13 protein-coding genes and 2 tRNA genes are annotated in these 16,603 nt (G+C 74.0%); 8 read left to right on the top strand and 7 right to left on the bottom strand.

Features of this window, described 5'->3' with window-relative positions; genetic code table 11:
* The first annotated feature begins 77 nt into the window (after positions 1 to 77).
* On the top strand, positions 78 to 1,370 hold the full coding sequence (locus ABWU78_RS05885; RefSeq protein WP_439157831.1) for a deoxyguanosinetriphosphate triphosphohydrolase: 1,293 nt from the start codon (positions 78 to 80) through the stop codon (positions 1,368 to 1,370).
* A 37-nt stretch (positions 1,371 to 1,407) separates the two neighbouring features.
* Here the strand turns inward: ABWU78_RS05885 and ABWU78_RS05880 are convergent, their stop codons facing one another.
* The gene (locus ABWU78_RS05880) at positions 1,408 to 1,860 is read right to left on the bottom strand and encodes a VOC family protein (RefSeq protein WP_439157816.1); all 453 of its coding nucleotides are present in this window, start codon (positions 1,858 to 1,860) and stop codon (positions 1,408 to 1,410) included.
* 93 nt (positions 1,861 to 1,953) lie between these two features.
* Here ABWU78_RS05880 and ABWU78_RS05875 point away from each other — a divergent pair, with 93 nt between their 5' ends.
* On the top strand, positions 1,954 to 2,874 hold the full coding sequence (locus tag ABWU78_RS05875) for a helix-turn-helix domain-containing protein (protein ID WP_439157815.1): 921 nt from the start codon (positions 1,954 to 1,956) through the stop codon (positions 2,872 to 2,874).
* Between the two features lie 56 nt (positions 2,875 to 2,930).
* Positions 2,931 to 4,877, top strand: a complete 1,947-nt coding sequence (dnaG, locus tag ABWU78_RS05870) for a DNA primase (RefSeq protein ID WP_439157814.1) — start codon at positions 2,931 to 2,933, stop codon at positions 4,875 to 4,877.
* Positions 4,878 to 4,890: 13 nt separating this feature from the next.
* On the opposite strand, the gene ABWU78_RS05865 is transcribed toward dnaG, so the two are convergent.
* The 3 genes from ABWU78_RS05865 to ABWU78_RS05855 all read right to left on the bottom strand — a co-directional run bounded on the left by ABWU78_RS05865 (position 4,891) and on the right by ABWU78_RS05855 (position 7,126).
* Complete coding sequence (locus ABWU78_RS05865) at positions 4,891 to 6,354, bottom strand: MDR family MFS transporter (protein ID WP_353708956.1); 1,464 nt, start codon at positions 6,352 to 6,354, stop codon at positions 4,891 to 4,893.
* A gap of 128 nt (positions 6,355 to 6,482) precedes the next feature.
* A tRNA-Asn gene (locus tag ABWU78_RS05860) sits at positions 6,483 to 6,555 on the bottom strand.
* 55 nt (positions 6,556 to 6,610) lie between these two features.
* Positions 6,611 to 7,126 (bottom strand): hypothetical protein, encoded by a 516-nt coding sequence (locus ABWU78_RS05855; protein ID WP_253050267.1) that lies wholly within the window; start codon positions 7,124 to 7,126, stop codon positions 6,611 to 6,613.
* 135 nt (positions 7,127 to 7,261) lie between these two features.
* Between ABWU78_RS05855 and ABWU78_RS05850 the strand changes: the two genes are divergently transcribed.
* On the top strand, positions 7,262 to 8,110 hold the full coding sequence (locus ABWU78_RS05850; RefSeq protein ID WP_353709002.1) for a hypothetical protein: 849 nt from the start codon (positions 7,262 to 7,264) through the stop codon (positions 8,108 to 8,110).
* A 35-nt stretch (positions 8,111 to 8,145) separates the two neighbouring features.
* On the opposite strand, the gene ABWU78_RS05845 is transcribed toward ABWU78_RS05850, so the two are convergent.
* Positions 8,146 to 8,219, bottom strand: a tRNA-Ile gene (locus ABWU78_RS05845).
* A gap of 80 nt (positions 8,220 to 8,299) precedes the next feature.
* Here ABWU78_RS05845 and ABWU78_RS05840 point away from each other — a divergent pair.
* Positions 8,300 to 8,659 (top strand): DUF488 domain-containing protein, encoded by a 360-nt coding sequence (locus tag ABWU78_RS05840; protein ID WP_253050263.1) that lies wholly within the window; start codon positions 8,300 to 8,302, stop codon positions 8,657 to 8,659.
* Here ABWU78_RS05840 and ABWU78_RS05835 read toward each other — a convergent pair.
* Positions 8,632 to 9,744, bottom strand: a complete 1,113-nt coding sequence (locus ABWU78_RS05835) for an acyltransferase family protein (protein WP_353709003.1) — start codon at positions 9,742 to 9,744, stop codon at positions 8,632 to 8,634. The two genes, ABWU78_RS05840 and ABWU78_RS05835, sit on opposite strands and share 28 nt — an antisense overlap.
* A gap of 142 nt (positions 9,745 to 9,886) precedes the next feature.
* Here ABWU78_RS05835 and ABWU78_RS05830 point away from each other — a divergent pair, with 142 nt between their 5' ends.
* From ABWU78_RS05830 to ABWU78_RS05820, 3 genes are all read left to right on the top strand, one after another.
* Positions 9,887 to 10,693, top strand: coding sequence for a DUF1206 domain-containing protein (locus ABWU78_RS05830; RefSeq protein WP_353709004.1), 807 nt, complete (start codon positions 9,887 to 9,889; stop codon positions 10,691 to 10,693).
* Between the two features lie 68 nt (positions 10,694 to 10,761).
* The gene (gene def, locus ABWU78_RS05825) at positions 10,762 to 11,247 is read left to right on the top strand and encodes a peptide deformylase (protein WP_047233027.1); all 486 of its coding nucleotides are present in this window, start codon (positions 10,762 to 10,764) and stop codon (positions 11,245 to 11,247) included.
* A 171-nt stretch (positions 11,248 to 11,418) separates the two neighbouring features.
* Positions 11,419 to 11,919 (top strand): DUF3145 domain-containing protein, encoded by a 501-nt coding sequence (locus tag ABWU78_RS05820; protein ID WP_047233028.1) that lies wholly within the window; start codon positions 11,419 to 11,421, stop codon positions 11,917 to 11,919.
* Positions 11,920 to 11,996: 77 nt separating this feature from the next.
* Here ABWU78_RS05820 and ABWU78_RS05815 read toward each other — a convergent pair whose 3' ends face one another.
* Positions 11,997 to 16,523 (bottom strand): choice-of-anchor G family protein, encoded by a 4,527-nt coding sequence (locus ABWU78_RS05815; protein ID WP_439157813.1) that lies wholly within the window; start codon positions 16,521 to 16,523, stop codon positions 11,997 to 11,999.
* Positions 16,524 to 16,603 lie beyond the last annotated feature (80 nt).

Raw genomic sequence — 16,603 nt, 5'->3', positions numbered from 1 at the left:
GCCGCCACGTCCCGACCCGCGTCGTTACGCTGGGGCCCGTGCAGACGTTCGAGCAGGAGGCGTTCGACCCCGCGGTGGTGGGGACCGGGCCGCGCCCGGCGCGCGGCGAGGAGGGCACGGCGTCGTACTCGGACGCCGACACCGAGCGGTGGTTCGTCGAGTCCGCGAAGTCCCGGGCCCGCACACCGTTCGAGCGCGACCGCGCGCGCATCGTGCACTCGTCCGCCCTGCGCCGGCTCGGAGCCAAGACGCAGGTTCTCGGGCCGGGCAGCGACGACTTCGTCCGCACGCGCCTCACGCACACGCTCGAGGTCGCGCAGGTGGGCCGCGAGATCGGCAAGGCGCTCGGCTGCGACCCGGACATCGTCGACACCGCCTGCCTCGCGCACGACCTGGGACACCCGCCGTTCGGGCACAACGGTGAGCGGGCGCTCGCGGACCTCGCGGTCGACGTCGGCGGGTTCGAGGGCAACGCGCAGACCCTGCGGCTGCTCACGAGGCTCGACCCCAAGGTCGTCGACGCGGACGGGCGCTCGTACGGGCTCAACCTCACGCGCGCGAGCCTCGACGCGAGCGTGAAGTACCCGTGGGGCGCGGGCGAGGCGCCGCTGCGCGCGGACGGCCGCCCGACGCACAAGTTCGGCGTCTACGAGGACGACCGACCCGTGTTCGACTGGCTGCGCGCCGGCGCGCCGAGCCAGGTCAAGTGCCTCGAGGCGCAGGTCATGGACCTCGCGGACGACGTGTCGTACTCCGTGCACGACGTCGAGGACGCGATCGTGGGCGGGCGCATCGAGCTCGCCGTGCTGGACGACCCCGACGAGCGGGCCCGGGTCGTGCGCGCGGTCCACTCCTGGTACGGCACCGCGTACGACGAGGCGGCGCTCGACGCGGCGATCACGCGCCTGCAGCGCACGGGTCACCTGGTCACCGGGTTCGACGGGTCGCGCCGCGCGCTCGCGGCGCTCAAGGACGCGACGAGCCAGCTCATCGGCCGGTTCACCGGGGCCGCGCAGGACGCGACGCGCGCCGTCTACGGCGACGGCCCGCTCACCCGGTACGCCGCCCGCCTCGTGGTCCCGGACGAGACCGTCGCCGAGATCCTCGTGCTCAAGGGCGTCGCCGTCGCGTACGTGATGGCCCCGCGCGAGCAGGAGCCGCTCTACCAGCGCCAGCGCGAGGTCATCGCCGACCTCGTCCACGTCTTCTCCGACCGCGCTCCCGTCGCGCTCGAGCCGTCGTTCGCGGCGGACTGGGAGGCCGCGCCCGACGACGCGGCCCGGCTGCGCGTCGTCGTGGACCAGGTCGCCTCGCTGACCGACGTCTCCGCGATGCAGTTCCACGCACGCCTCGTGCGCCCGCCGGCCTGAGGCCGACGGGCGCGACGTGGTCGGGTCGGAGGGCGGCTCAGGCCTGCTCGGTCATCCAGGCGTCGCTGGCGCGCTGCACGTCCGCGGCCGTCACGGAGTCCGCGACGGTCACGAAGAACCAGCGGTGCCCGAACGGGTCGCGGACCGCGGCCTGCCGGAACCCCTCGAACCAGTCCGCGGGCTCCGCGATGCTCGACCCGCCGGCAGAGATCGCCCGCGCGTACGCGGCGTCGGCGTCCTCGACCGGGATCGTGAACGACGCGTGCGTCGGCGCCCCGGCCTCGGGCGCGACGGAGTCGGGCGGGAACGCCTCCGCGACCGTGAACGTGGACGTCCCGGCGGGGGAGACGAGCCGCAGGTCGGAGTGGATGATCGTGTCGCCCGCCGTGATCGTGTCGACCACCTCGGCGCCGAGCGCGGCCTCGTAGAACGCGATGGCCTCGCGCGCGCCGCTCACCGTGACGTTGGGGTGCAGTGCCGACATCTCCATGGGGTCCTCCTCGTCGTGGTCGCCCGCGGGGGTGCGGGCCGTACCCCCATGCTCGTGTCGGCGGGCCGTGCCAGTCTTGGAGGAATGCGACAGGTGTTCGAACCCCGGGTCCGCGCCGACGCGAGGGTGGCCCCTCGGCACGGCCCGACGACGTCCCTGCGGGGGCTCGTCGACCCCGCCGCCGCGCGGCGCGGGTTCGAGCTCGTGCGCGTCGACCCGGCGCCGGATCTCGCGGATCTCGTGGAACGGCACTGGGTCGTGCGCTGGGACCTGCCGCCGGGGGAGTCGTTCACGCAGGTCCTGGTGCCGCACCCGGTCGCCAACGTGGTCGCGGAGGCGGCGGGGTACGTCGCGCACGGCATCCCGCCGGGCCTGTTCGAGCGCACCTTGACCGGGTCGGGGGCCGTCGTGGGGACCAAGCTGCGGCCGGGCGCGTTCCGCGTCCTGCTGGGGCACGCGGACGCCGTGCGCCCGGGAGTGCAGGTGCCCGCCGCCGCGTTCCTCGGCCCGACCGCGGAGCGCACCGGCGCCGCCGCGCTCGCCCTCGCCGTCGCCGGCCGGGACGAGGAGGCCGCACGCGGTGTCGAGCCGCTGCTGCGGGCGCGGGCGGAACGCGTCCGCGACGCGCGGACGGCCCGCGACCTCGACCGCGTCGCCCGCGCGTTCGCCGCGCTCGTCGCCGGGGAGCTCGGGCCCGGTGCGGGCGTCGCCGACCTCGCCGCCGTCGTCGGGACCTCCGCCCGCTCGCTCCAGCGGATCTTCGCCGCGTACGTCGGCGTGAGCCCCAAGTGGGCCCTGCAGCGCCACCGCGTGCACCTCGCGGCCGACCTGCTCGCCGCCGACCCGGACCAGGACCTCGCGGCGCTCGCGAGCGCCGTCGGGTACTACGACCAGGCGCACCTCGGCACCGACTTCGCGCGCGCGACCGGGTCCACGCCGGGGGCGTACGCACGACGCTGCGCCGCGTCGCGCGACGCGCTCGTCGGGGCGGGCGCGACGGCGCACCCGGGGTGACCGACGACGCCGTCGCGCCACCCCCGAGGCACCGCCCGGGCGCATAGACTCGCTCCGTGGCCGGCCTGATTCGACGCGAGGACGTGGAAGCCGTCCGCGACCGCGCACGGATCGACGAGATCGTCTCCGCGCACGTCACCCTCAAGACGGCGGGCGTCGGCTCGCTCAAGGGGTTGTGCCCCTTCCACGACGAGCGCTCGCCGTCCTTCCACGTGCGGCCCGGCGTGGGGCGCTGGCACTGCTTCGGGTGCGGCGAGGGCGGCGACGTCATCTCGTTCGTCCAGAAGATCGACGGCCTGACGTTCGTCGAGGCCGTCGAGTACCTCGCCGACCGCGTCGGGATCCAGCTCCGCTACGAGGACTCGGGAGGGCCGCAGCGCCCGCGCGAGGAGCCGGGACGGCGCCAGCGGCTGCTCGAGGCGCACCGCGTCGCCGCGCAGTACTTCTCCGAGCAGCTCTTCGCGCCCGGCGCTCAGGCGGCCCGCGCGTTCCTCGCCGAGCGCAGCTTCGACCGGGCGGACGCCGAGCACTTCGGCGTCGGGTACGCGCCCACCGGCTGGGACAACCTGCAGCGCCACCTCCAGGGGCGCGGCTTCACGCAGCCTGAGCTGATCGCGTCCGGACTCATGAGCCAGGGCCAGCGCGGCATCTACGACCGGTTCCGCGGTCGGCTCGTGTGGCCCATCCGCGACGTCACGGGCGAGATCGTCGGGTTCGGCGCGCGGCGCCTCTACGACGAGGACCAGGGGCCCAAGTACCTCAACACCCCCGAGACCTCGCTCTACAAGAAGTCGCACGTGCTCTACGGCATCGACCTCGCCAAGCGCGAGATCGCCAAGCAGAAGCGCGTCGTCGTCGTCGAGGGGTACACGGACGTCATGGCCGCGCACCTCTCCGGCGTGACGACCGCCGTCGCGACGTGCGGCACGGCGTTCGGGTCCGACCACGCGCGCATCGTGCGCCGGCTCCTCGGCGACACGACGGCCGGGGGCGGCATGCAGCTCGCCTCGGGCGCCTCCGTCGGGGGAGAGGTCGTGTTCACGTTCGACGGCGACGCCGCGGGCCAGAAGGCCGCCGTGCGCGCGTTCGGCGAGGACCAGCGCTTCTACGCCCAGACGTTCGTGGCCGTCGAGCCGAGCGGCATGGACCCGTGCGAGCTGCGCATGGCGCGCGGCCCCGACGCGGTCCGCGCGCTCGTCGACGGGCGCCAGCCCCTCTTCGAGTTCGTCATCCGGACGACGCTCGCGACGTTCGACCTCGACACCGCCGAGGGCCGCGTCGGCGCGCTGCGCGCCGCCGCCCCGGTCGTCGCCGGGATCCGCGACGCCGCGCTGCGCCCCGAGTACGCCCGCATGCTCGCCGGCTGGATCGGCATGGACGCCGAGCGCGTCCGCCGCGAGGTGGCGGCCGCCGCCAAGCGGGGCAGCGCGCCCGGCCCGGTCCGCACCGCGCGGCCCGACGACGCCCGCCCGGGTGCGGAGGCCCCCGCACCCGAGCCGGAGGTCCCGGCGCTGCCGGCGCCCGACCCGCGCGACCCCGTGGCGCGCCGCGAGCGCCTCGCGCTCGTCGCCGTCCTCCAGTACCCCCAGCACGTGCCGCCGGTCTTCGACGACCTCGGCGAGGACGCCTTCGCCGTCCCGGCCTGGCGCGCCGTGCATGCGGCGATCCGTGCCGCGGGCGGGGTGCGCGAGGGTGCGACGCTCGGCGCCGGGCACTGGGTCGAGGCCGTCGTCGAGCAGGCCGCCGAGCCCGTGCGCGGCCTCGTGACCGAGCTCGCCGTCGCGCCGCTGCCGGAGGACCGCGAGAACGTCGTCGGCGGCTACGTCGCCGGGGTCGTGCGCGGCCTCGTCGACCTCGGCCTCACGCGCCGCGTCGCCGACGCGAAGAGCCGCCTCCAGCGCCTCGACCCCACGGCGGACCTCGCCGCGTACCAGGAGGCGTTCGCCGCGCTCCTCGCGGTCGAGGCGGAGCGCCGCACGCTGCGCGAGGGCGAGATCGCCTGAGCCGTCCGGGAGGTCAGGCCCTCGCGTCCGCGGTCGCGGCGGTCGTCGCGGCCCGGCGGTCGCGCGCCGCCTGCCGGTCCGGCGGCATGAGGGCTGCGAGGACGACGAGGACGGCGGCGCTCGCGGCGAGCAGGACGAACACGACGTGGATCGCGCTCATGAGGCCGGGGCCCTCCGGCGTGCCGTCGGCACCGAGCGTCGTGCGGGCGTTGACGATCGCGCCGCAGACCGCGACGCCGACCGCGGAGCCCAGCGACCGCGCGAACATGTTGGTGCCCGTCACGGCGCCGCGCTCCGAGAAGGCGGCCGACGACTGGGCGGCGATGAGCGTCGGGACGGCGGTCAGGCCCATCCCGACACCGACGACGAACGTCGTCGCGGCGACCGCGGCGACCGACGACGAGGCGCCCAGCAGCAGCGTGAGCGAGGTGCCGACGAGGACGAGCGCGGAGCCGATGACGGCGGTCCAGCGGAAGCCGATCCGCAGGTAGAGGCGCCCGGCGTTCGAGGCGGAGATCGGCCAGCCGACCGTCATCGCGGCGAGCGCGAAGCCCGCGACGAGCGGCCCGACGCCGAGGACGCCCTGGGCGTAGATCGGTACGTACGTGGACAGCGCGAGGACGATGACCCCGACGAGGAGCGAGACCGCCGTCGAGACGCCGACTACGCGCCGGCGCAGGATCGCGAGGTCGACCACGGGGTAGCGCGTGCGCCGTGCGTGCAGCGCGAAGACGCCGAGCAGGAGGACCGCGGCGCCGAGGACCGCGAGCGACGCGGGGGAGGCCCACGCCCACGTGGACCCGCCCTCGAGCAGCCCGAGCAGCAGCAGCGTGCTGCCGGCGGTGAGGAGCGCGGCGCCGACGTAGTCGATGGGCTCGCGCGCTCCCTCGCGCGGGGACTCGTGGTACCGGCGGTGCAGCATCCACGCCGCCAGCGCGCACAGCGGCACGTTGACGAAGAAGATCCAGCGCCAGCTCACGAACTCGGAGAAGACGCCGCCGAGCGTCGGGCCGACGACCGACGAGATCGCCCACACCGACGCCAGGTAGCCCTGCGCCTTCGCGCGCTCCTCGAGCGTGTAGATGTCGGCGGCGATCGTCTGGGAGACGGGCATCACCGCACCGGCTCCCAGGCCCTGGAGCACGCGGCCCGCGACGAGCGCCGGCATCGACCACGCGAACCCGCACAGCACCGACCCGAGGAAGAACAGGGCGACCCCGGCCAGCATGAGGCGCTTGCGGCCGAGCACGTCGGACAGCCTGCCGAACACCGGCGTCCCGACCGCCTGCGCGAGCAGATAGCTGGAGAAGAGCCAGGGGAGCTGCGCGAACCCACCGAGCTCGCGCGCGATCGTGGCCGACGCCGTCGCGATGATCGTCGCGTCGAGCGCGACGAGGGCCGTGGACAGCATGAGCGCGAGGAGGACGGGGCCGCGCTCGGAGCGCAGACCGATCCCGGCAGGGGACGTCGTGGTCACGACAGACGCAAGCCCCGGGCAACGGTCGAGTATTCCCGAGGCGCAGACGTGCGCGGTCCGATCGGTCGACGGGACCGGAGAAACACGCGGCCCCGGACCGCTGAACGATCCGGGGCCGAACCCGTGGGCTCCCGCGGTAGGACTTGAACCTACGACCGTCCGATTAACAGTCGGATGCTCTGCCAGCTGAGCTACGCGGGATCGATCACGGCCGTCGCGGTGTGCACCGCAGCGACCGGGGAAAACTCTAGCAGGCTCAGAGGGGTAGTCCGGACGCCGACCGGACCCGGCCCTCGGCGGCGTCCACGCGGGCCGTCACCTCCGGGTCCGTCAGGTCGACGCCGGGGTCGGCGACGACCTGCGAGAAGAGCTCGCCCTCCCCGTCCCGGCGCACCGCGACCCGGGCGGTGAGCCCTGCGGCGAACGTCACGGTCTCGGAGAGCACCACCGACGACTGGACGCGCTCGCGCAGCGTCTGGGCGAGCGACGTGCGACGCGGGTCGGCGAGCGTGAGGGTCAGCGCAGGAGCGCCGTCGACCCACGAGACGGTGATCGTGGCCGTCTCCGGCACGTAGCCCGCGCGGTCGACGTCCGACCACGGGCGTCGCGCGACCGTCCTGCCGGTCGCGTCGCTCGTGAGGAGCTCGGTGCGGGTCGCGACCGCCCACGAGCCGTCGGCCAGCTCGGCCGAGGCGAGCACGCGATCGCTCGCCGGGACGTCGAGCGACCGGCGGACCGGGTCGGGCAGGCTGGGACGGCGGAACCAGGACACGTCCCCACCGTAGCGGCTCGAAGGTGGGGGCCGTACGCAGCTCGGTCGACGAGCCCGGTGCTCCTCCGCTGGCCGATCCGCCCGAGAGCAGCGAGCATCCGAGGAGGCGAGCTTCACGGGCGAGGGGGACGGACCATGATCATGAGGACGGCTGCAGGATTCGTGACGGCGGTCGTCGCGGTGTTGTGCATCGTGCTCGCCGCGATGCCGAGCGCGGCGCTCTCGTACGCCTACCGTGCAGGTCACCCGATGTACTTCGGCGGTCCCCGCTCGGGCGTCCTGTGCACCGGCTCCTACACCATCACCGGGACCAGCGGTTCCTTCCCGGTGACGGCCGGGCACTGCGCCACGCCGGGGACCACGGTGTTCGGCACCGACGCACCCTGGGGCGCGGTCGCCTATGCGAAGACGTACCCGAACACGGATACAGCGCTGGTCCGCGCCTCCGGCGGCGTGGGGCTGTACCAGATGGTCGTCGACCCGCGCACGGGCGCGACACCCGGCGACGGCAGGGTGACGGGAATCATGCGGACGAGCGCGCAGAGCAGGGACGCGCTCGTCGGCAAGATGGGCGTGACGAGCGGCTGGCAGGAGGGGCGGATCAGGTTCTGGGGGTACCACCCCCAGTACGGCGGGGTCCTCGTCTGTCACACGGCGACGACTCTCGCCGGGGACTCCGGCGGCCCCGTGTGGCGCATGGACGAGTTCGGGCTGCGCGCGGTCGGGATCACCGTCCTGCGGCTGGCGGACGGGTCGGGGGGCTGCTACCACCCGATCGACCACGTCCTGAAGGCTTGGGGAGCACGCCTGAACGTCTTCCCGAGCGGATCGGTGACGTACTCCGAGGCGACGCTCTCCGTGCCCGGCAGCCTGCCCTTCGTCAACCTGACGCTGGGGGGCGCGTCCGCGCGGTCGGCACCGAGCTCCGGCGCCACCACCGGTACGCCGGGCCAGGACGCGCCGACCGTGGTCGTGACCTACTGACCGGAGTCGAGCCCTCGGAGGGCTTCCGGTCCTCGTGCCCCGTGCAGGACTTGAACCCGCGACCGAGAGATTATGAGTCTCCTGCTCTGACCGGCTGAGCTAACGGGGCGCGCCGGTGAGCATACCGCCGCGGACCGCCGGTCGGGCGCTGCGGATGCGGTGCGCGCGGCGCAGGGGTGTCATGGCGTCATGACGATCCGGATCAAGCGCGTGTACGAGACGGCTGACGAGGACGACGGGTTCCGTGTGCTCGTCGACCGGCTGTGGCCGCGCGGCGAGAGCAAGGAGAAGGCGCACGTGGACCTCTGGCTCAAGGAGGTCGCGCCCTCCACGGAGCTGCGACAGTGGTTCCACCACGAGGAGCGGCTGTTCGACGAGTTCGCGGAGCGGTACCGGGCCGAGCTGGACGCGAACGGCGAGGCCGTGGGGGAGCTGCGGGACGTCGTCGGGCAGCATCCCGTGGTGACGCTCGTGTACGGGGCGCGGGACGAGGAGCACAACCAGGCGGTCGTGCTGCGGGACTACCTGGCCGCGACGGGCTCGTCCTGACGCGCCGGGGTGCGTCGGCCCGGACGGCCGGGGTCGCGCCGGAGGTCGCGGTCGAGGGTGCGGCGCAGCCGCGGGCCGAGCGGGCGCTCGACGGCGCGGTGGACCGCCCAGGCGAGCAGGAGGCACGCGGCGACCGCGACGGTGAGCGTCGCGGCCCGGGGCAGGTACGGGTGCACCGACTCGATCACCCACCGCCCCCACGACGCGTGCACGAGGTAGAGCGGGTAGGTGAGCGCACCCAGGGCGGTGAGCCATCCCCACGAGACCCGCGCGAGCGGGGTCAGCGTCGCGACGGCGACGACGGCGAAGCACAGGACGATCGCGACCCACCAGACGGCGGGGGGCACGACGACGTCGGTGCTGTTCTCGATGCGGGCCGCCTGGATCCGGCCCGAGACGGCGGCCGCGAGAGCGACGTCGAGGGCGAGCGCGAGCCAGAGGACCGGCGACCGGCGCTCCCGCGTGAGGAGGTAGAGCACCATCCCGCCGGCGAAGAGCGGGGCGTCGGGTGCGACGAGGACGGTCGCGACGAGGTCCGAGCCCGTCCGTGCCGCGATCTCTCCCGCGACGGGCCACAGCACGACGAACGCGACCACCCGCGCCCGGGTGAGGCCGACGGCGACGAGCACCCCGACGAGGACGTAGAACCGCAGCTCCGACCAGAGCGTCCAGTAGACGGCCTCCAGGTCGGGGATCCCGAACGCGCGCTGGACCATGGTGAGGTTGGCGGCCGCCTGCGGGAGGTCGACGTCGCGCCGGCCCGGGATCACGAGGACGAGCAGGGCGAGCGTGAGGAGCACGGCGGCCCAGTACGCGGGGAACAGCCGGCCGGCTCGCGAGGCGACGAAGCCGCGGACGTCGCGGCCCCACGCCGTCATGAGGATGACGAAGCCGCTGACCACGAAGAAGAGCTGGACGCCGAACGAGCCGTAGGCGGCGACGCTCTGCACGCCCGGCAGGGAGTCGCTCGTCCGCTCGCCCCACGCGTGGTGGTTGACGGCGACGAAGTGGTACACGAGCACTGCCGACGCGGCGGCGAACCGGAGTCCGTCGAGCACCGCGAGGCGCGGGGTCGTCGTGGGCATTCGAGGCACGTTACCAAACCGTGATCTGAGGGCCCTGAGGGCGGCGCTCGGCGTGCGTGCGGGGCGCGGTGCTGGCACGGTGTCCGGGCCGGAGAACCCGGCGGCGCGCTGGGGGCGGCGTCCCGACGACCGAGGAGGTCCAGTGGCACCGAGCATCAGCTCGACGGGCAAGGCGGCCGCGCGCGGCGCGCGGGGCAGCAGGCTGCTCGAGATCCTCGCCCGCGCCGGGTACGCCGTCAGCGGCCTGCTCCACCTCGTGGTCGGGGTGCTCGCCGTGCAGGTGGCGACCGGGTCGACGTCGAGCGAGCAGGCGGACCAGACCGGCGCGCTCACCGCCATCGCGCAGACGCCGGGCGGCACCGTCCTGCTCTGGTTCGCGGTCGTGGCGTTCGCCGCGCTCGCGCTGTGGCAGCTCACTGTGGCGATCAGCGGCGCCGCCGAGACGTCCGACCGGCTCAAGGCCGCCGGCAAGGCGGTGCTCTACCTGGCGCTCGGCGTGCTCGCCGTGCAGGTCGTGAACGGGTCCGCGGGCGGCTCCGGCCAGGAGGAGAGCATGACGGCGACGCTCCTGCAGAAGCCGGGCGGCGTGCTCCTCGTGGGCGCCGTCGGCGTCGGGATCGTCGCCGCGGGCGTGTACCACGTGGTCAAGGGCTGGCGGAAGAAGTTCCTCGAGGACCTGGAGGGCGGCACGGCCGGGAACGTCGGACGTGCCGTCGTCACGCTCGGGCGGGTGGGCTACGTCGCCAAGGGGGTCGCGCTCGGCGTGCTCGGCGCGCTCTTCGTCGTGGCCGCCGTGCAGCACGACCCGCAGCAGGCGGGCGGTCTCGACGCCGCGTTCGCGACCCTCGCGGCCCAGCCGTTCGGCGCGGTGCTGCTCGTCGCCGTCGGGCTCGGCTTCGCCGCGTACGGGCTCTACTCGTTCGCCCGCGCCCGGTACGCCCGCATGTGACGCGGTGGGCAGGCGCGCCAGCCGTGAGGCCGGCCGCCCGTCCGCGCGCGCATGGAAGAATGGCGTCCATGGCGATGAGAGAGATCCGGACCATCCCGGACCCCGTGCTCCGCACCCCCTGCGACGAGATCACCACCATCGACGACCGCGTGCGCTCGCTCGTCGCGGACCTCGTCGAGACCGTCGACCACGAGGGACGCGCGGGCCTCGCCGCCAACCAGATCGGCGTGAACCTGCGGGCGTTCTCGTGGAACATCGACGACGAGATCGGGTACGTGCTCAACCCGCGCATCGTCGAGCTCTCCGACGACTACCAGGACGGCGACGAGGGCTGCCTCTCCGTCCCCAACCTCTGGTACCCGACGCGGCGCGCCTGGTACGCGCGCGTCGTGGGGACCGACCTCGACGGCAACGAGGTCGTCGTCGAGGGGACCGAGCTCATGGCCCGCTGCCTCCAGCACGAGTGCGACCACCTGGACGGCATGCTCTACCTGGACCGTCTCGACCGCTCCGTGCGCAAGAAGGCGATGCGGGAGCTGCGCGCCCACCTGTGACGACGCGCGTCGGCCGACCGCGGCCGGGCACGCCCGGCGAATCTCTCGCGCGAACGCGCGATGTCGTGCAAGATGGGCACGAGACACGCCGCGCGATACCTGTGACGTGCTGTGACACCACCCTCGGTGAGGACGTTGGGGAAGACGCAACCTCGACCTAGGGAGGCAGACATGGCCGGTGCCATCACCCGCGGTGTTCTTTACGTGCACTCAGCACCGCGTGCTCTGTGCCCGCACATGGAGTGGGCCGCGGGCAACGTCCTCGGCGTGCGCGTGTCGCTCGACTGGACCGAGCAGCCCGCCGCGCGCGGCCTCTACCGGGCCGAGTACTCGTGGCAGGGCCCGCAGGGGACGGGCGCCAAGCTCGCCTCCGCGCTGCGCGGCTGGTCCCACCTGCGCTACGAGGTCACCGAGGAGCCCAGCCACGGCGTCGACGGCGGCCGCTGGTCCCACACGCCCGACCTCGGCATCTTCTACGCCCAGACCGACGTGCACGGCAACATCGTCGTCCCGGAGGACCGGATCCGTGCCGCGCTGGAGCAGGTGAGCGAGCCCTGGGCCATGCGTGACGCCCTGCACCTCGCGCTCGGCAAGGCGTGGGACGACGAGCTCGAGCCGTTCCGCTACGCCGGTGCCGGCGCCCCGGTGCGCTGGCTCCACCGCGTCGGCTGACGCCGCGTCCGCCACCCCCGGACACGACCGACGGCGCCTGCCGGAAGAACCGGCAGGCGCCCTCGGTCGTGGTGCGCCTAGCTCGCCCGGCGTGCGCAGTGCGTGCGCAGGCGGACGACGGCGCCGGTGGCCACCAGCAGGAGCGCGGCGACCAGGACCAGCGCCAGGTCGTCGGTGCCGGTCCGGGCGAGGTAGTCCGACCCGGTGCCGTTGCCGGTGTTGTTCGAGCCCGAGCCCGAGCCGGGACCGGAGCCGCCCGGTCCGTCGCCGCCCGAGGCCGTGAGGTAGACCTCGAACGACGCGACCGTGGAGTCGCCGACGGCGACGCTCGTCGCCGTGCCCGTGTGCGGGCCGACCTCGAAGTCCGCCGGGACGACGAACGTCCAGCTGACCTGGCCGTTCGCGTCGGCGGTCGCCACCGGCAGGATCAGCGGCTCCGAGTTGATGACCGCCTGGACCGACTCGCCCGGCTCGAAGCCGGACGCGACGAAGGTCTGCTCCGCGCCGCGCAGCACGCGAGGCGTGACGAACGACGAGACCAGGGCGCGGTCACCGGCCGCGACGACCGTGAGCGGCGTCTCCGCCTCGTTCCCGGTGTCGTCGGACGCGTGGACGGTGTAGTCGCCCGGCGTCGCGCCCTCGGGGACCGTGATCGGGGTGGTGAAGCTCCCCGTGTCGTCGGTCTCCACGTCGACCGTCGCGACGACGTCGCCGTCCTCGTCGAGCAGGTCGACCGTGACGGTCGTGCTCGGCGGCCAGCCCTCGCCCGTCACGGTGACCTCGTCGCCGGGGTTCGCCGTGGTCGGGTCGACCGTGACGGTCGGCTCGGACACCCCGACGCCACTGACGCCGAGCGGGGTCTCCGCCTCGGTCGAGGTGGTGTCGTCGATGCCGACCACCGTGTAGTCGCCGGGGGTGGTGTCCGCGGGGACGGTGATCGGGGTGGTGAAGTTCCCGTCGCCGTCGGTGGGGACGTCGCCCAGGCTGGTGACCACCGCGCCGGAGCCGTCGCGGATCTCGACGGTGACCGTGGCGTCGGGGGTGTAGCCCGTGCCGTCGACGGTGACGTCGTCACCGGGGTTGGCGGTGGTCGGGTCGACGGTGATCGTCGGCTCGATCGCGGCTGCCTCCACCGTGAGGGGCGTCTCGTCCTCGGTGGAGGTGGTGTCGTCGATGCCGACGACGGTGTAGTCACCGGGGGTGGCGTCCGCCGGGACGGTGATGGGCGTCGTGAAGCCGCCGTCGCCGTCGGTCGGGACGTCGGTGAGCGTCGCGACGACCGCCCCGTCAGCGTCCCGGACCTCGACCGTGACCGTCGAGTTGGGCGTGTAGCCGGTGCCGGTGACGGTCGTCGGCGTGCCCGCGGGCACGGTCGTCGGGTCGACGGTCACCACCGGGGTGAGAGCCGCGGCCTCGATCGTGAGCGGGGTCTCCGCCTCGGTCGAGGTGGTGTCGTCGATGCCGACGACGGTGTAGTCGCCGGGCGTGGTGTCCGCGGGGACGGTGATCGGGGTCGTGAAGTTCCCGTCGCCGTCGGTGGGGACGTCCTCGACGGTGGCGACGACCGCACCGCTCTCGTCGCGGATCTCGACGGTGACCGTGGCGTCGGGGGTGTACCCCGTGCCGTCGACGGTGACCTCGTCACCGGGGTTCGCGGTCGTCGGGTCCACGGTGAGTGCGGGCTCGATCGCCGCAGCTTCCACGACCAGGGGCGTCTCGGCCTCGGTGGCGGTCGTGTCGTCGATGCCGACGACGGCGTAGTCGCCCGGTGCGGTGTCGACCGGGACGGTGATGGGGCTGGTGAAGCCGCCGTCGCCGTCGGTGGGGACGTCGCTCAGGGTGGCGACGACGGTGCCGGTCGTGTCCCGGACCTCGAGCGTGACGGTCGAGTCGGGCGTGTAGCCGGTGCCGGTGACGGTGGTCGGCGTGCCCGCCGGGACGGTCGTCGGGTCGACCGTGACGGCCGGGGTGAGGGCCGCGGCCTCGACGGTGAGCGGGGTCTCCGCCTCCGTCGAGGTGGTGTCGTCGATGCCGACGACGGTGTAGTCGCCAGGAGTGGTGTCCGCGGGGACGGTGATCGGGCTGGTGAAGTTCCCGTCGGCGTCGGTGGGGACGTCCTCGACGGTGGCGACGACCGCACCGCTCTCGTCGCGGATCTCGACGGTGACCGTGGCGTCCGGGGTGTAGCCCGTGCCGTCGACGGTGACCTCGTCGCCGGGGTTCGCCGTGGTCGGGTCGACCGTGACGGCCGGGGTGAGGGCCGCGGCCTCGACGGTGAGCGGGGTCTCCGCCTCGGTCGAGGTGGTGTCGTCGATGCCGACCACCGCGTAGTCGCCGGGCGTGGTCTCCGCGGGGACGGTGATCGGGGTCGTGAAGCCGCCGTCGCCGTCGGTCGGGACGTCGGAGAGCGTCGCGACGACCGTGCCGGTCGTGTCCCGGACCTCGACGGTCACGGTGGCGTCCGGCGTGTAGCCGGTGCCGGTGACGGTCGTCGGCGTGCCCGCCGGGACGGTCGACGGGTCGACCGTGACGGCCGGGGTGAGGGCGGCAGCCTCCACGGTCAGGGGCGTCTCGGCCTCGGTGGAGGTGGTGTCGTCGATGCCGACGACGGTGTAGGTGCCGGGGGTGGTGTCCGCGGGGATGGTGATCGGGGTCGTGAAGTTCCCCTCCCCGTCGGTCGGGACGTCGCCCAGCGTGGCGACCACCGTGCCGCTCTCGTCGCGGACCTCGACGGTGACCGTCGAGTCGGGGGTGTAGCCCGTGCCGTCGACGGTGACGTCGTCACCGGGGTTGGCGGTGGTCGGGTCGACCGTCACGGAGGGCGTGAGCGCTGCTGCCGTCACGGCGAGAGCCGTCTCGGCCTCGGTCGAGGTGGTGTCGTCGATGCCGACGACGGTGTAGTCGCCGGGCGTGGTGTCCACGGGGACGGTGATCGGGGTCGTGAAGCCGCCGTCGCCGTCGGTCGGGACGTCGGAGAGCGTGGCGACGGCGGTGCCGGTCGTGTCCCGGACCTCGACGGTCACGGTGGCGTCCGGCGTGTAGCCGGTGCCGGTGACGGTCGTCGGCGTGCCCGCGGGCACGGTCGACGGGTCGACGGTGACCGCAGGCGTGATCGCTGCGACCGTCGAACCACGGACGGTCGCCGAGGCGAGATGGAGCTCGGCGAGGCCCGTTCCCGTACCGACCTCGAGGAGCGACAGGGTCAGTGCGCGCTGCGTGAACGTCGCGTCCGCGACGGACGGCTCGGGCTCCTGGACGTTGACGACGAGGCTCACGACCTCCGTGAGGATCTCGAACACCGGCGAGAGCGCCGTGAGCACGGGACCGGTGACCTCCGACGTGATCGTCCCGGCGAGAGTGCTCACCAGTCCGGTCCCGTCGGCGAACAGCACGCTGTTGAGCGGACCGGCCAGCGCGCTGACGAGGTCGCCCAGGGGGAGCGTGACCGGCAGGCCGGAGAGCGCGATGGTGATGGTCGCGTCGCCCGGGGCCACCGTCCCGCCGACCACGTCGCCGACGGTCGTGTCGAGGTTGATGTCGAGGTTCAGCAGGTCTGGTGCGAGGGGGATCGGGTTGTCGACGACGGCCTCGACCGACAGCGTCAGGCTCGCGGCGTGCAGGGCCGTGTCGACCGCGCCGACGAGCGCGGTCGTGAGGTCGTCGAGGGCCGCACCGAGCCCGTCGAGGATCGCGTTGATCGCGGCGTCGTCGAGGACCTCGGTGTTGGGGTCGAACCCGTTCAGCGACCCGGCGCCGCCGAGGATCGTGTCGAGGTCGACCGTGACGGTCCCGTCACCGACGTTGATCACGACGCCCTCGTCGCCGAAGTCCTGGTCGAGCACGGGCGCCAGGGCGCTGTCGAGGTCGACGTCGATCGCGACGGTCGGCTCGAGGTCGGCGCCGAGGACCTCCAGGACGCCGGCCAGCGCGCCGATCGAGTTCAGCGCCTGGGCGAGCAGCCCGTCGGTCCCGACGAGCTGGCCGACGGCGCCGTCCACGAGCGGGACGACCTCGTCGTCGACCGTCGTGGCGATGCCCGAGACGGCGGGGCTGTCGAGCGTGAGGGTCGCACCGGCGATCTGGTAGTCGCCGGTCGGTGCCGTGCCGCCGGTCGCCTCCGCCGTCGCGGACAGCGCGCCGAGCGACAGGTCGAGGTCCGCGACGACCGACTCGAAGCCGGGGCCGAGGAGCTGCGTGAGGTTGAGCTGCGCGTCGGACGGGAACTCCTCGCTGCCGCCGACGGAGATCGCGCCCTGGTCGGAGACGGCGCCGGACGCGGCGCGGGCCGAGCCGTCGTCGTTCGCCTCGCCGTACTGGTTGACCGCGCCGAGCTGCAGGATCCCGTTGGGGCCCAGCAGCTGGAGGGTGCCGGTCAGGTCGATACCGAGCGTCTGGAAGACCGAGGCGGCCAGGGGGTTGGTGACGACGGGGTTCGCCCCGGAGGGGTTCTCGGCCACGGCCCCGTCGAGGGCAGCGATCGTCGCGAGGTCGAGCCCGGCGACGCTGCCGCTGAGGAACTGCCCGCTGGCCTCCGAGTCGTCGGTGGGGGCGGCCGTCGCGGCGATCCCTCCCGCGAAGGTCAGGGCGCCGACGACACCTCCCACCGCGGCGAGCGCCGTCGCTCGCCTCCAGAGGGGAGGTGGTGCCGGGGTGGAGAGGTGTCTCGCCGTTCGGGTCACGTGCT

Source organism: Cellulosimicrobium sp. CpK407, from assembly GCF_051844275.1.
GTDB classification, from domain to species: Bacteria; Actinomycetota; Actinomycetes; order Actinomycetales; family Cellulomonadaceae; genus Cellulosimicrobium; species Cellulosimicrobium cellulans_G.
The sequence above is the reverse complement of the archived record's forward strand: the minus strand, read 5'-3'. Positions and strand labels throughout refer to the sequence as shown.

Excerpts from the sequence above, each read along its gene's own strand:
- ABWU78_RS05880 (WP_439157816.1), bottom strand. The coding sequence starts at position 1,860 with ATGGAGATGTCGGCACTGCACCCCAACGTCACGGTGAGCGGCGCGCGC.
- ABWU78_RS05850 (WP_353709002.1), top strand. The coding sequence starts at position 7,262 with ATGATCATGAGGACGGCTGCAGGATTCGTGACGGCGGTCGTCGCGGTG.
- ABWU78_RS05820 (WP_047233028.1), top strand. The coding sequence starts at position 11,419 with ATGGCCGGTGCCATCACCCGCGGTGTTCTTTACGTGCACTCAGCACCG.
- ABWU78_RS05835 (WP_353709003.1), bottom strand. The coding sequence starts at position 9,744 with ATGCCCACGACGACCCCGCGCCTCGCGGTGCTCGACGGACTCCGGTTC.
- def (WP_047233027.1), top strand. The coding sequence starts at position 10,762 with ATGGCGATGAGAGAGATCCGGACCATCCCGGACCCCGTGCTCCGCACC.
- ABWU78_RS05840 (WP_253050263.1), top strand. The coding sequence starts at position 8,300 with ATGACGATCCGGATCAAGCGCGTGTACGAGACGGCTGACGAGGACGAC.